Origin of the sequence: Halorubrum lipolyticum DSM 21995 (assembly GCF_000337375.1) — an archaeon.
GTDB lineage: Archaea > Halobacteriota > Halobacteria > Halobacteriales > Haloferacaceae > Halorubrum > Halorubrum lipolyticum.
In genome coordinates this window covers 44432-59389 of sequence record NZ_AOJG01000007.1, presented here as the reverse complement: position 1 = coordinate 59389, position 14958 = coordinate 44432, and the positions used below count along the sequence as shown (strand labels likewise).

Annotated in this window: 10 protein-coding genes; 8 read left to right on the top strand and 2 right to left on the bottom strand. The window is 70.5% G+C overall.

Annotation, left to right across the window (positions count from 1 at the left end; translation table 11 throughout):
- Positions 1-12: 12 nt before the first annotated feature.
- From C469_RS02545 to C469_RS02530, 4 genes are all read left to right on the top strand, one after another.
- Positions 13-1374, top strand: a complete 1362-nt coding sequence (locus C469_RS02545; protein WP_008003591.1) for a hypothetical protein — start codon at positions 13-15, stop codon at positions 1372-1374.
- Positions 1371-2753, top strand: a complete 1383-nt coding sequence (locus C469_RS02540; RefSeq protein WP_008003589.1) for a glycosyltransferase family 4 protein — start codon at positions 1371-1373, stop codon at positions 2751-2753. The genes C469_RS02545 and C469_RS02540 overlap by 4 nt, the downstream gene beginning before the upstream one ends.
- A 97-nt stretch (positions 2754-2850) precedes the next feature.
- Positions 2851-4872 (top strand): hypothetical protein, encoded by a 2022-nt coding sequence (locus C469_RS02535; protein ID WP_008003588.1) that lies wholly within the window; start codon positions 2851-2853, stop codon positions 4870-4872.
- A 76-nt stretch (positions 4873-4948) separates the two neighbouring features.
- On the top strand, positions 4949-5821 hold the full coding sequence (locus C469_RS02530) for a sulfatase-like hydrolase/transferase (RefSeq protein WP_206536626.1): 873 nt from the start codon (positions 4949-4951) through the stop codon (positions 5819-5821).
- A 13-nt stretch (positions 5822-5834) separates the two neighbouring features.
- Here the strand turns inward: C469_RS02530 and C469_RS02525 are convergent, their stop codons facing one another.
- Positions 5835-7229: a sulfatase gene (locus tag C469_RS02525; protein ID WP_008003584.1), complete on the bottom strand. Its 1395-nt coding sequence runs from the start codon at positions 7227-7229 to the stop codon at positions 5835-5837.
- Between the two features lie 280 nt (positions 7230-7509).
- On the opposite strand from C469_RS02525, the gene C469_RS02520 reads away from it, so the two are divergent.
- The 4 genes from C469_RS02520 (at position 7510) to C469_RS17000 (ending at position 13800) form a co-directional block, all read left to right on the top strand.
- The gene (locus C469_RS02520) at positions 7510-8772 is read left to right on the top strand and encodes a WD40/YVTN/BNR-like repeat-containing protein (RefSeq protein ID WP_008003582.1); all 1263 of its coding nucleotides are present in this window, start codon (positions 7510-7512) and stop codon (positions 8770-8772) included.
- On the top strand, positions 8769-9614 hold the full coding sequence (locus C469_RS02515) for an AAC(3) family N-acetyltransferase (RefSeq protein WP_008003581.1): 846 nt from the start codon (positions 8769-8771) through the stop codon (positions 9612-9614). The genes C469_RS02520 and C469_RS02515 overlap by 4 nt, the downstream gene beginning before the upstream one ends.
- 50 nt (positions 9615-9664) lie before the next feature.
- Positions 9665-11146: a hypothetical protein gene (locus tag C469_RS02510; protein ID WP_008003579.1), complete on the top strand. Its 1482-nt coding sequence runs from the start codon at positions 9665-9667 to the stop codon at positions 11144-11146.
- Between the two features lie 326 nt (positions 11147-11472).
- Positions 11473-13800 carry a hypothetical protein gene (locus C469_RS17000; protein ID WP_049910940.1) on the top strand — a complete coding sequence of 776 codons (2328 nt, stop codon included), beginning with the start codon at positions 11473-11475 and terminating at the stop codon, positions 13798-13800.
- Positions 13801-13854: 54 nt separating this feature from the next.
- On the opposite strand, the gene C469_RS02500 is transcribed toward C469_RS17000, so the two are convergent.
- Positions 13855-14817, bottom strand: a complete 963-nt coding sequence (locus C469_RS02500) for a glycosyltransferase family 2 protein (protein WP_008003575.1) — start codon at positions 14815-14817, stop codon at positions 13855-13857.
- Between the last annotated feature and the right edge of the window lie 141 nt (positions 14818-14958).

Sequence of the window (14958 nt, the reverse complement as noted above, 5' to 3'; positions counted from 1 at the left end):
ACCGCCGGCAAGATGGGTCAGGATGCGCGAGCGACCGACGACGACGCCGAAAGCGTCGGCGAGACCGGGACCGATCCCCCCGCCGCGACCGCCGAGCGGGCCGACGACGGGGCGACCGCCGAGCCGGCGGAGCTTCGGCTCGGTGGGGTAGTTCACGAACTCCGGGCCCCCGGGGCCGACGGCGAGGAGCGGGCGACGGTCGCCGGCTACGACCCCGCGGTCGTCCTCGACGCGGCGCTGGGGTGGGCTCGCGACCGGGACTACGCCGGCTACGACCCGTACGACGGGCTGAACAGCCCGATCCTCTCGGCGATCGCGCGACGGCCGATCGCCCGGCTGGTGGCGATCCACGGCGTCCAAGCCTCCCCGGTGAACCTCCGCCCCGCGCTCGGCGTGCCGCGCGAGCGGAATCCGAAGGGGATCGGGCTGTTCGCGACCGCCTACCTGAACCGGTACGAGCTGACGGGCGACCGGGCCTCGCTCGCGGAGGCCGAGCGCCTGCTCGACTGGCTCGCCGAGCACACCTCGGAAGCGTTCGACCGCCCGTCGTGGGGGTACAACTTCGACTGGCAGAACTCGACGAAGTTCTTCCTCCCCGCGGGGCACCCCTGCGGCGTCGTGACGGTGTTTTGCGCCCGCGCGTTCCTCCGTCACCACCGACTGACCGGCAGCGAGCGGTCGCTCTCGATCGCGCGCGGCGCGGCGTCGTTCCTCCTCGAGGACCTCGAAACGGTGCGCGTGGGCGAGTACGACGCGCTCAGCTACACCCCCTACGACTCGTACGTGGCGGTCAACGCGAACGCGCTCGCGGGCGATCACCTGCTCGCCGTCGCCGACGCGGTCGGTGACGACGCCCTCCGGGACCGCGGCGAGCGGCTCGTCGAGTTCGTCATCGACGAACAGACCGAGGAGGGCGGGTGGCACTACTCCGTCCCCGCGTCGGACTCCCATCTGGGGTACGACAACTTCCACACCGGGTTCGTCCTCGAGAGCCTCTCTCGGTACGCCGAGGGCCGATCGCCCGACCACCCCGCGCGCCGCGCCTACGAGCGCGGGATGGCGTTCCACCGCGAGCACCACTTCGAGCCGGACGGCGCGCCGAAGTTCGAGCACGACCGGTCGCACCCGTACGACGCCCACGCGGCCGCACAGGCGCTGATCACGTTCACGCGTCGAGACGACCCGGCGGACCGGGAGGTCACACGCCGCGTCCTCGGGTGGTCCCTCGAGCACCTGTACGACCCCGACGGCTACTTCTACCGCCGGATCGGGCGCGCACTGACGGACAGGACGCCGTACATCCGCTGGAGCCAGGCGTGGATGTGTCTGGCGCTGAGCGAGTACCTCCTGCGGACCGCGGAGGACCGCCCGTGAGCCCCCGATCGCTCCCGAGCACTGCGGCGGGCGCCGTCGCCGCCGCGGTCGCCGTGACCGGGACTGCCGCCACGGTCATCGCGGCCGTCGCGGGGGCCCTCGACCGCCTCGCACGCGGCGCGTTCGAGGAACCGGACGCCGACGACGCGAGTGAAGCCGGCGACGACGCGGGGGAAGCCGGCGACGGTTCGCCGGCGCCGGACGCCGTCGCGGTGCCCGACGACGGCCCCGCGGACGGCCGGCGCGCCGCTGGGAGGCCGGGCCGGCTGCTCGTCGTCGGGGCGTCGAGCGGCGCCACCGGGGGAGTGGGCCAGTACATCACCGAGCAGCGGAAACACCTCGCGGGCGACACGGCGCTGCACAACGTCGCCTCCCCGGACGGCTCGGGGACGCGGTGGTTCGTCGCGGCCGCCGCGAAGGCCGTCGCGGACGCGGCGCGGTTCGTCGTCCGCGACCGGCCGGACCTCGTCCACGTCCACTGCTCGCACGACTACTCGTTCGTCCGCGAGTCGTTCTACGTGCTGTTCGGCCGGTACGCGTGGCGCCGGCCGGTCGTGTTACACGTCCACGGCTCCTCGTTCGACGAGTTCGTCCGGACCGACTCCCGGCTGCTGGGCGCCTACCAGTCGCTCGTCTTCGACGCGGCCTGTCGGGTCATCGTGCTCTCGACGTACTGGAAGGAGGCGGTCTCGCGCCGGGTGGACCCGGCGTCGGTCGCGGTCGTGCCGAACGCGGTCGACCCGTCCGAGTACGACGCCGAGGGCGAAGACGACGCGGTGGACGGCGAGGGGGAGAACGACGACGACCTGGCGAACGATGAGCGCGCGACCGACGGCCTCCACGTCGTGTTCCTCTCGAACCTGATCGAGCGGAAGGGCGTGAGCGAGTTCCTCGACGCGCTCGAGACGCTCGACGAGACCGACTCGCCGCCGTATCACGCGACGATCGCGGGGAAGGGCCCGTACTCGGACGCGGTCGAGCGGTTCGCGGCCGACCGCCCTCACGTCGCGGTCGCCGGATACGTCTCGGAGTCGGAGAAGCGGGCGCTGCTCTCGGCGGGCGACGTCTACGTGCTGCCGAGCCACGCCGAGGGGCTGCCGATCGCGATCCTCGAGGCGATGGCCGGCGGCAACGCGATCGTCTCGACGACGGTGGGGAGCATCCCGGAGACGGTCGGTCCGGAGAACGGCCGGACGGTGCCGCCGGGCGACGCGGACGCGCTCGCCGAGGCGATCCGCGAGCTGATCGCGGAGCCGGAGTCGACCGCGCGGATGGGACGGACGAACCGGGAGCTGGTCGCCGAGCGGTACTCCTGGGAGGTCGTGACCGCGGAGCTCCGGGAGGTGTACGCGTCGTGTCTCGCCGAGGGGGCGTCGTGAGCGCGGTCCGCCGCCGTCGGCGGTCGCCGCGGAGACGCCCGCGGGACGGGGTTATTCCGCATCTAACGAAGCCGGGGAACCCCCTTCGTCGGGGCAGATGAGCTACCGGGCACGAAACTCCCGCGGCGGGCGCGACGAGAGGCGGCGCGACCTCCGCAAGGCAGTCCTCGCCGTCGGGTTTCTGGGGATCGCCGTCGGGACGCTGGCCGCTTGGAACGCGCCCGCGACCGGGTACGAGATATCCATCTACCGGGCGACGCCGACGGCGTTCTGGGCGGGCGCGCTGGTCGCGTTCGCGGCGGCCGGCGCGGTTTGCGTGATGAACCCGCGGGACCGGCTCTCCGGGATCGGGGTGCTGCTCGGCTGGCTGACGACGGTCCTTATCAGCGGACTGCCGGCGGTCCGGAGCTACCGCTTCCACGGGAGCGGCGACCCGATGACGCACCTCGGATGGGCCGTGGACCTGCGGACGGGTCGGCTGTCGTTCGGGGACCTGTTCTACCCCGGCGGTCACGGGTCGGCGGGGCTGCTCGCCGAGGCCGCGGGGTTGGAGACGGCCCGCGCCATGCTGCTGTTCGTCGCGGTGCTCGTCGGGGTGTACGTGCTGTTCGTGCCGCTGACGGTGCGGGCGCTTGTCGACACCCCCGGAGCGGCCGTGATCGCGGCCTTCTCCGGGTTCATGCTGCTGGCGTTCAACAACGTCAGCACGCGCCTGATGTTCCACACCTACTCGCTCGGCGTGATGTTCCTACCGGTGGTGCTCTACCTGTTGGTGCGGTTCCTGCGGAGCGACCGGGAGGGGCTCTCGACGGTCGACCGGCTCGGCGGGCTGAACGGCACCCTCCTCTGCGTCTGTCTCGCGTCGCTGCTGATCCACCCGCAGGTGAACCTGAACGTCGTGATCCTGATCGGGACGATCGCCGTCGTCCACCGCTTGTACACGCGCCGGGCCCCGGACCACCCGATGGCCGCGGTCCGCCCGCTGACCGGCGTCGTCGCCGTGACGGCGGTCTGTTGGGCCGTCTGGTCGCTCGGCCACTGGCAGGTGTTCGTCGCCGGCAGCAACGTCCTCGACTCGGCGTACGGGACGGTTTTCGGCACGCAGGTGGCGGGACAGGCCGTCGCGGAGACGGGCGACTCCGCCGAGGGGGTCGGCGCCGGGCTCCCGGAGCTGTTCGCCAAGCTGTTCCTCGTCCCGGCTGTCTACTCGGCCGCCGCGCTCGGGGCCGTGGCGTACTCGTTCCTGACCCTGCGGGACGGCTCCCCGGACGGCGGGCGGTCGGTCGTGACCTACTTCGGCTACGCGGGGCTCGTGTTGGGGCCGTTCTTCCTGCTGCACTTCCTCGGCGACGTCTCGGAGTACTTCTTCAGACACCTCGGGTTCGCGGTGACGCTCGTGACGGTGATCGGGGCGGTCGGGCTCCACGCGGCGGGCGACCTCCTGCCGCGCGACTGGCGGTCGATCGCGCGCCCGATCGCCGTCGTCGTGCTCGTGGTCGCGCTCGTCGTCTCGCTCGTCGCGGTGTTCCCGTCGCCGTACATCTACCTCCCGTCCTCGCACGTCTCCGACCAGGAGGTCAACGGGTACCAAAACGCGATCGAATATCGGGACGGAGCGGTGCAGTGGAGCGGGATCCGGTCCGGACCGGGCCGGCAGTTCGACGCCCTTTCGCCCGGGGAACGACCGCCCGCCGCGAACGGGAACTCCACGTACACGGACGCGGAGCTCCGCTTGCAGCTGGACTCGCCCCCCGGCGATCTGTACTTCGGAGTGACCGCCCGGGACGTGCAACGGGAGACGATCGCCTACCGCGAGTTCCGCTACTCGCGGGCGTCCCTCGAAGCGCTCGGTTCGGAGCCCGGGCTCCACCACGTCCGGGACAACGGCGGGTTCGACCTCTACTACCTCGAGAGCGGGATAGCGACCGACGGCAATGGCAGTGAGGACGGCGAAGGCGGGGACACGGGCCTCGATAGCGGGGGCACTGAGGCGGGCGGCGGAGACGCGGAGACGGGCGGAAACGTGAGTGACGCGGCGGGAGACGCGGCCGGGATCACCGGCGTCTCGTCCGGCAGCTCGCGATTATCCGGCGCATATACATTACGTCGAGGGCGGTAGCGCCGGACACCGACTCCCCCGGCCACCACCAATGTACTCCGTCGATCAACTGACGCGGGGCGTCCGAAACCCGCGAATGGCGCTGAACGAACTCCAGCGGCACTACTACGCACGAACGACCCGGAACGCCACGGACGGCGTCGACATCCCCGCCGAGGACTGGGACGCCCTCGTCATCCTCGACGCGTGCCGATTCGACGCCTTCGAGCGGCTCAGCGACCTCCCCGGCTCCCTCTCGAAGCGGCGGTCGAAGGCGCCGACGACCGTCGAGTTCCTCCGGGCGAACCTCGCCGGCGTCGACATGACCGACACGGTGTACGTCACCGCGAACCCGCAGTTCTACCGGATCGAACACGGCGTGTACGACGTCGAGCCCATCGGCTGTCGGTTCCACGAGGTCGTCGACGTCTGGCAGGACGGATGGGACGACGAGACCGGGACCGTTCACCCGGACCGAGTCACCCGCGCCGCGCTCGAAGCGGCGGAGGAGCACCCGAACAAGCGGCTGCTGGTCCACTACATGCAGCCGCACGCTCCGTACATCGGTCCCACGGGCCGCGACAGGCTGCCGTCGCGGCAGCTGAACTTCTGGGAGTCGTACAAGCGCGGCGACCTCGACGTCGACCTCGACGTCGTCCGCCGGGCGTACGACGAGAACCTCGAGCTCGTGCTCGACGAGGTCGACGAGCTGCTCGACGGGCTCTCGGGACGGGTCGTCGTCACCGCCGACCACGGCGAGCTGCTCGGCGACCGGAGCGGACCGATCCCCTATCGGAAGTACGGCCACCTCCGCGGGCTCCACGTCCCCGAACTCGTCGAGGTTCCGTGGCTCGTGTACGAGGACGGTCCCCGGCCGCGGATCTCCGCCGAGACGTCGACGACGGAGGACGCCGAAGTCGCTGACGACGTGGTCGTCGACCGGCTGCGAGACCTCGGCTACGCGGACTGAGGTTCGGCTCGATTTATAAGTAGCCGAGGTCTTCCAGCCGACGTTCCATCTCCGATGAGAACGTCGCCTCTCCGTCGTGCCCCGCGCTCGGCTGTCCCCGCTCGCGGAGCCACTCGTCGGCGGCGTCGCTCAGTTCCGCCGCGAGCGCCGGTTCCGTCTCCCGGATGTCGGTCGTCTCGTCCCGGAGGTCGAACAGCGCGTCGCCGTCGGCGTCGCGCCGGAGTCGGTGAGACTCGGTCCGGAGGGAGGTCACCGGGCCGCGACCGTACCGGTCGCCGTCGAACGAGGGGTTGTGGGCGGCGATCGTCTCGACCTTCTTCGCGGCCCGCTCGCCGCCCCGCTGGGTGACGGCGAACGACGGCGACTCCGAGACGAGGTCGCGGCCGATCGGGACGTCGACGGCGGGTATCGATCGCCCCGAGAGCGTCGCCCACACGTCGGCGTGCTGGACGGGGCCGTTCGCCGCCGCCCGCTCGTCGAGTCCGCGGACGACGAGCGGCACGTCGGTCACGGCCGTGTGCGTCGACAGCATGTGCGCGAGCAGGTCGTCCTCGCCGAAGAACTCGCCGTGGTCGGCGGTGACGACGATCACCGGGTCGTCGAGCCGGGACGACGCGGCGTCGACGATGGACCCGGCGAGCGCGTCGACGTACGCCAGGCAGGTGTCGTACAGGACCGACAGCGCGTTCCACCGCTCCTCGTCGAACGGCACGCCCTCGGCGATGTGCTCGTGGAGGCGAGCGGAGGCGTCGAGGACTGTCTCGAGCGCGTCCGCCGGCGAGAGCGCGAGCTCGTCCGCAAACCGGTCCCGGAACCCCTTCGGCGGGCAGTACGGGTGGTGGCTGTCGCCGAGGTGGACGTACAGGAACAGCGGCCGGTCGTCGTCGGCCGCCCGGCCGATGTGACGACGGGCGATCGAGTCGTGGAGGAACCCGAGGCAGTGCTGTCGCGTGTCCGTCGTGAGGCCGGCGGAGTGGCGCCGGACGTTGAGCAGGTACCGGCACATCGTTCCGAACCCCGCCTCGCGGACGAGCGATCCCCGCTCGAGGTAGTGGAACCGTTCGAATCCGCGGTCGAGCCCGGTCGCCGGACTGAACTGCGGGTTCGCCGAGACGCCGACGGTCCGGTAGCCGGCGTCGCGGAGCTGCTCGGGAACCGTGCGCATCCCGTCGGGCAGGGCCGCCTCGGCCGACCAGACGCGGTGGTCGGACGGCGCGCGGCCCGTGAGGATCGACGCCGTGGAGGGGCGGGTCCAGATGGAGTGCGCCACGGCGTTCCCGAACCCGACCGCGTCCTCGCGGGACGCGAGGCGGGCGAGGTTCGGCGTCGTCCGCCGCTCGGACGCGCCCTCCGAGGTCCTGTCGCGGCGAACGCTTTCGAGCGTCACCCAGACGATGTCGCGGTTCACGTCTCGAGTGCGCGACTCACAATCGCATAGTTATGACCGGCGTAAGCGCGGCCCGACGGAAACCGGCGTCGCGGGAGTCGAAGCGGCGTCGGACGGCGTCGCGAGGAGTCGGACCGACGGAAGCCGGGGCCTCCCGGTTCGGACCGGGAGCGAACCGGGAGCGAACCAGGAGCGAGCCGCGGTCCGCGCATCGCCCGAAACGCCGCTCGGCGGTCGAGCTCGCGACGCGGGCGTTACCCGGAGTATTACTTATCTCTCGCGGGCGGTGGTCTCCGATCACATGAAACTCGGGGGCGCCGACGGCGACCGCGTGTACGCGACCGTCGGCCGAGCGGTCGGTCGATGTCGTCTCGACGCCTTCGAACCGCGCGGAGCGCTGCCGCGCCCCCCGGCCCGGGAGGCGTGGATGGACCGGCGGTCCGCCCGGTGGCTGCTCGGTCGCCTCACCGGACGCGTCACGAGGGCGAACGTGTGGCCGATCGCCGAGGGGCGGCTGCTCGCCACGCTCGGGAACCGGGTGTACCGCTCCGCGGACGACGGGCGGTCGTGGAGGCGCGTTCGCGACCTGCCGGACTCGTCGGGACCGATGGGGGTGTTGCCGACCTCGGTGGCCGTCCACGAGGGACGGACGTACCTCGCCGAGTACCCGCTCGGCGACGAGCCGGCGACCGTGCTCGTCAGCGACGACGGCCGGACGTGGCGCGAGTTCGCGACCCGGGACGACGTGCGCCACTTTCACGGGGTGTTCTCGGACCCGTACGGCGGGTCGCTCTGGGCGACGACGGGAGACGCGGACGGCGAGTGCGCGATCGGGACCCTCGACGGCGGCGACTTCCGCCCGGTCGGCCGCGGGAGCCAGCGCTGGCGCGCGGTCGGGCTCGCGTTCACCCCCGACGCGGTGGTGTGGGGGATGGACTGTTCGTTCGCCCCCTCGATCGAGATCCTCCGGCTCTCGCGGCGCTCGATCCCCGCCGGGGACCCGGAACCGGAGGCGGTGGGCACCGTCGACAACCCCGTCTTTTACGCCGAGACGATCGAGGACGACGGCGAGGTCTGGGCGGTGCTGTCGACGGCGTCGACGACGGGGACCGACGCCGTCGCCCCCGCCGACCGCCTCGGGAACACGGGGTCGAGACGGGTCTCCGTCGTCGCCGCGTCGAGCCGGACCGACTTCGAGCGGTGGCACGCGGTCGCCGACTTCGAGCGCGCCGACACCCTCGGAGAACGCGTCCCCGGCCTCCCGGCGTCGAACGCGTACGCGTTCCTCGCGACGCACCCCGAACGCGGGCTCCTCGTCAACCCGTTCAACACGCGGACGCGACACGGCGAGGTGATCGCGTTCGACCCCGCGACGTTCGACTCGGGAGCGGTGGTCGGCGGCTTGCGGGGGGAGGAATCGGTCGGCGACGCGCGAGACGCGGAGTCGGTCGGCGACGCGCGGGACGCGGAGTCGGTCGGCGGCGGGCCGCGAAAAGGGGTGGCCGACGGGGAGCGAGGGACGGATGGCCGGCGGGGAGCGAGGAGAAGGGGTGGGCGACGGTGAGCGGTGAGTCGGCCGCGCGCGCCGCCGTTCGGGACCCCGCGACGCAGGCGAGCCGCGCCGGCAACCTGGTCAAACACCAGCTGCTCAAGCGCGCGCACGGGCGCCGTCAGGTGGGCCGGGCGTCGCGGTCGCGGTTCGAGCGGATCCTCGACCGCCACGCCGCGGGCGAGGACGCCGTGTTCCTCCACGTCGGGCTGAGCGACCTCGCGAGCGCGTTCGACGGGAACCCGTACGAGCTGCTCCGCTCCGCGGTCGACTCCCGGTTCGAGAGCGTCCTCGCGCCGGGGTTCACCGACTACTTCAAGACCTCCGGCGTGTACCACAAGGCGTACTCGCGCCCGAAACACGGCACCTTCGGCGCGCTGTTCCTCGAAGACGCCGACTACCGCACCGACGACGCGATCAAGTCGATCCTCGTGCGGGGACCGTACCGCTTCGACGACTGCCGGCACGACGACTCGTATCACCCCGACGGCTGCTTCGCGAAGCTCGTCGACGACGACGTGCTCGTCATGAACGTCGGGGTGCCGTGGATCACCTGCTCGCACCTCCACTACCTCGAGAGCCGGTACGACGCGCCGTACGTCGCCGACGAGACGTTCGAGGGCGTGCTGTACGAGACGGAGACGCGCCACAGACGCGTCGCACAGACCTGCGGGCAGTACGCCTCGCCGTTCTACTCGTGGAACAAACCGAAGATCCACCGGGCCCTGGCGGCCGCTGACGCGATCGACGCCTACGACCTGAACGGGCTCAGGCTGTTCTTCTTCAGTCTCGGCGACGTCGCGCGCGTCGTCGGCTCGGCGCTCTCCGAGGACCCGAACTACCTCGTCACGCTCTGACCACGGGCTCAGACCCGGTAAGTGGGCGTTAACAAAGCCGCCGACTGCAGATGTCCGAACACATGGATCGCCGCTCGTTTCTGCGGGTCGCCGCTACGGGGTCCCTCCTGCTCTCCGGCTGTCTCGGTCGCGCATCGACTGACGACGATTCAGGCCAGCCGGAAACGGGGAGCTCGGACGACGGCTCCGACGCCGACGGCGGCGAGCCGTTCCCGCTGACCAGACACGGGATCGAGTTCGATCGGGGCCTCGACGCCGTCGAGGACATCGGGCTGGACCCCGGCGGTACCGTCACCAACGACCTCATCGCCGGGATCGACGACGGGACACTCCTCCGGTTCCCCGCCGGACGGTTCCGGTGGGACCCCGGCGCGCGCGTCGAGAACTGCGACCGGATCGGCTTCCTCGGATCGCCGCTCGGCACGGCGATCGAGGTACCGACCGGCGCGAACGACCAGCTCCTCCGGATCGAGGACGCGGCCGAGATCACCTTCGAGAACTTCACCGTGGACCAGACGAACGACGGCGCCGTCGGGACGTTTCTCCTCTGGGCGCGCGACGCCCTCCACGTCGAGAACGTGCGGTTCCGCGGGCGGGCCAACCGCGAGGACGGCATCGAGCCGTCGGCGTTCAACATCAAGCTCTTAGAGCCCGACGGCGTCGGGACCGTCCGCAACTGGGTCGACCGGGAGGGGTCAGGGTGGGCCAGCTACAACGGGTCGAGCGGGCGGATCGGCGCGCTCGTGCGGGACGGACACCGGGGGACGCTTCGGTTCGTCGACTGCGACCTCCGCGAGTTCGGCAACAACGCGCTCTACGCGAGTCGCTGTCAGGGGGACGTGCAGGTGTCAGACAGCTACTTCGAGAACAACAACGTCGCCTCGGTCCGGATCGGCGGCGAGGGGAGCTTCGTCGAGAACACCCGGATCGTCGTCAGCGAGGACCGGTACGAGGGCCCCCGCGAGAACGAGGACGAGGCGTTCCACATGCGCGGGGTCCTCGTCGAGGACAGCCACGCGGACCTCGGACAGAAGACCGCCGGCGCCGCGGTCCGGGACTGCGAGTTCCGCTTCGAGGAGAACCCGACGGGCGCGCCGGCCATCGAGGTGTGGTCGAACGGCCGCTCCCTGTCGGTCGAGGACACGAGCATCCGGTACGACGCGACGGGGCCCTCGGTGATCAGGCGGGAGAACTACGGGTCGAAAGGCCGCCACCCGCCGGGGGAACCCCCCCGCTGGCTGCGGCTCGACGGCGTCGAGGTCGACGGCGACGGCGAGACCCGTCGCGTCGTGGACCTGCGGGACGCCGACGGGTCGCGGATCCGAGACTGCTGTCTGCGACTCCCCCGCTCGGAGGGGAACGGCATCAACGTGGTCCGGTCCGCGGACGTGGTCATCGAGGACACCGCCATCGACGTCGCGGGGACCGCCGTGATCGAGCGGGAGTCGGATCCCGCCGTCGACCTCCGAACCGACTGCGACGGGGAGGGGGTCGACGACGAGTCGGACTCGGCGTCCGACCGATCCAGCTGATCCCCGGAAAGAGAACGATACGGGTGCGTTAACGAATCAGTACGGGTGCGTTAACGGAGCAATACGGGTGTATTAACGGGAAGTGTGGCGGATGCATTAACGAACGTACGTAGTAATAACGGACCGATATTAGCGCGTTAACAAGCCAATACACCGCGTTAAGGGCAAACTAATCAGATTAACACTGTCGTAACGGCATCGGCGATCTGAGCGTCAATCAGCCGGAATTTCACGAGCGTTCCGGTATCCGTTCAGGTATTTCATTATTCTTCTCACATATAAGAAACAAAACACTTAACAGGGTTATGAGCATCTTAACGGTTGCAATGGCACACAAGCTGGGTAGCGACCCGGGGTCACCCCGGGGTAAACCGGAGAGCGACAGCGATAGCGAGGACGAACGAGACGTGGACCGCGGGAACGACCCGGATTCGTCGAGGTTCGGCCGGCGGACGTACCTGAAAGCGGGCGCCGCGGCGGCGACCGTGGCGGGGCTCGGGACGGGGCTCGGGACCGCGGCGGCCGCGGCCGAGCGCGAGGGGATCGCGTTCGAGCGCGTCGTCGACGCCGTCGACGACCTCGGCATGGACCCGACCGGAGGCCAATCGGTCACCGATCAGATCGCCGACGTACCGGCGAACACGCTGGTCCAGTTCCCGGACGGCGACTACCTGATCGACGAGCGGCTCGACCTCCCGCGGCTCGGGAACGTCGGGTTCGAGGCGATCGGCGACGCGACGATCGTCGGCGCCGCGGGGTTCACGAACACGTCTTGGAACGTCCGAGACAGCGCTGCCGTCTACTACGCCGGATTCACCCACGACCAGTCGGACGGGGCCGTCGGCCACTTCTGGCGGGTCAGCGACCGGATCGAGATCCACGACATCGACGTCGTCGGGCGCGGCGGCGACTGGGGCGTCGAGATGTCCCCGTCGATCACCGACTCCGACGGCGTCGCGCGGATCGTCAACTACACGAACAAGAAGGGCTCCTCGTGGGCGAGCTACTCCGGGTCCGGCGGTCGGATGGGGTTCTACCTCGGTCCGGACCACAGCGGCACGGCGAAGTTCGTCGACTGCGACCTCCGCGAGTACGGGAACAACGCGCTGTACACGAGCCGGTGCCCGGGGAACGTGCAGGTGTTCGACAGCTACTTCGAGAACAACAACGTCGCCTCGGTCCGCATCGGCGGCGAGGGAAGCTTCGTCGAGAACACCCGGATCGTCGTCAGCGAGGACCGCTACACCGGCCCGCGGCGCGACGAGGACAAGGCGTTCAACATGCGCGGCGTGCTGCTCGAGGAGAACCACAAGAATCACGGACAGAAGGCGGCCGGCGCGGCGGTTCGGGGCTGTGAGATCCTCGTCGAGGAGAACCCCACATGGGCGCCGGCGATCATGTCGTGGTCGAACGGTCGCTCGATCGAGGTGACCGACACGACCATCACCTACGAGAACACCGGCGGCTACGTGATCTGCAAGGAGGACTACAGCAACAAGGCGAGCCACCCGGCGGGCGAGGACCCGCGCTGGCTCCGGATGGACAACGTCACCATCACCGGGTCGGGCGACGTGCCGGTCGTCGTCGAGGTCGAGGACGCCGACGGCACGGAGATCCGGAACTGCTCGATCCACATGACCGACAACGACGCGGACGGGATCCGTCTCATGAACTCGGACGACTGCGTCGTCGCGGACACGAACGTGGTCGTTCCCGGAAGCGCGACCGACTTCCAGAACTCGCAGGTCGAGACCCGGAACGTCACCCACGAGGTGCCCGAGGACGACGGGTCCACCGACGACGGAACGAGCGATGACGGAACGAGCGATGACGGAACGAGCGACGACGGGTCCACCGACGACGGAACCTCCGACGGCGACACGGACGGCGGGTTCCGCTACGACGAGGCCGAGGGGGTCCACACGGACCTCCCCAAGGAGCTCGTCATCGAACAGGTCGAGTCCGGCGCGCGCGTGAGCTACGAGGTCGAGGTCGACGGCGCGCTCGAGGCCGGCGAGTGGGAGTACCCCCCGACGGTCGACGGGACGACCGCGACCGGCGGCATGGGGCCCTCTTACGGGCTCGATAATCTCTACTACGACGGCGAGGTGACGCGGTTCGAGGGCGAGAACCTCGATCTGGTCCGCGTGTTCGTCGCCGACGCGCAGACGCGAACGATCGTCCGCGAGGTCGATCCCCTGTCGTTCCCAGCGGGCGACGGGTCTACCGACGACGGGTCTACCGACGACGGGTCTACCGACGACGGCTCCACCGACGACGGATCCACCGACGACGGATCCACCGACGACGGATCCACCGACGACGGATCCACCGACGACGGCTCTACCGACGACGGCTCTACCGACGACGGCTCTACCGACGACGACACCGCGCTCGACAGCGTCGTCGCCTTCGACGGCTCGCGCTCGGACGAGATCTGCTCCTACCGGTTCTCGGTCACCGGCGAGGTCGTCGCCGACCAAGAGAGCGACGCCGGGGAGACCGGCGACTGGGACCGTATCGAGGACACCGTCGGGGACGGCGCCGTGGTCGGCGTCGTCCACACGGGCGTCGACACCTACCGCTTCTCCGGGGACCTCGTCGACCTCGAACTCCGGGGATCGGCGGCCGTGACGTTCGACGACCAGGCGTAGGCGGGTCCGCCGCCACGCTCGGTCGGAGGCACGAGCGGAGCGCGTCGGCCTCGGTCAGCGGCGATACCTGACTGACGCCCGTTTGAGGAACTTCGCGGGGCGGTACGTGAACTCGCCGCCGGCGGCCACCAGGAGGTAGAGGTACCCGGAGCGCGCTCGGGGGGCCGCGCGGATCGCCCTCGCGGCGAAGCGGACGGCGTCGCGGTGGTAGCCGTTCGCGAGCGCGGCGTCGGCGAGCTTCACCGAGAGGTTGGCGACGAACCGCCGCTCGGTCCCGGGGCCGTACGTCGCGGCGCGTTCGCGGTGTTTCTCCAGCATGAGCGGGTAGCTCACGTCTCGCTTGCCCTCGAAGTCGTCGCTGATCTGGTCGTGGGCTTCCATCCGGCGGACCACGAGCGGCTCGCGGACGGGAGCGATCCGATACCGGCTCGCTATCCGGATCACCCAGTCGCGGTCCTGCCAGCTGGGGAGGCGCTCGTCCGGGCGCCCGACGGCGTCGATCGTGTCGGCGCGCGCCATCAGCGTGGAGAACGGCCCGACCCCCGCCCCGCGGAGGATCGCCTCGGCGGCGTCGCCGGCGGTCCCGGGCGTCTTCAACTCCGTCGTTCGACCCTCGCCGTTCACGTACTCTTGGCCCGTGTAGACGAGCCCGAGGGCCTCGTCGTCGCCGAACCGCTCGACCTGCCGTTCGACCTTGGGCGGGCGCCACCGGTCGTCGTCGTCGAGGAACGCGACGAACTCCCCGGCGGCGGCGTCGATCCCGGTGTTCCGAGCGGCGTTCGCGCCCCGGTTCGACTCGTGGCGGCGGCACGTGACCGCGAGCGCCCCGGTGTCGATCCGGTCGAGCGTCCGGGCCGCGGGCGTCGGCGAGCAGTCGTCGACGACGACGAGCTCGATCGGGTCGTACGTCTGCTCGCGGACGCTCTCGACCGCCTCGCGGAGGTACTCGGGGCGGTCGTACGTCGGTAACACGACGCTCACCAGCGGTCGCTCCTCGTCGTCCGCGTCGCGGTCCATCGTCGACGACAACGGCGACGGCGTATATTGTTATCCGGTGGTTGTCCGCCCGTGTCGGAGACGTCGGCTCCGTCGAGGCCGCGCGGTTCGCGGGGGACGCGCGGTTCGCGAGGGACGCGCAGTTCGCGAGGGACGCGGTTC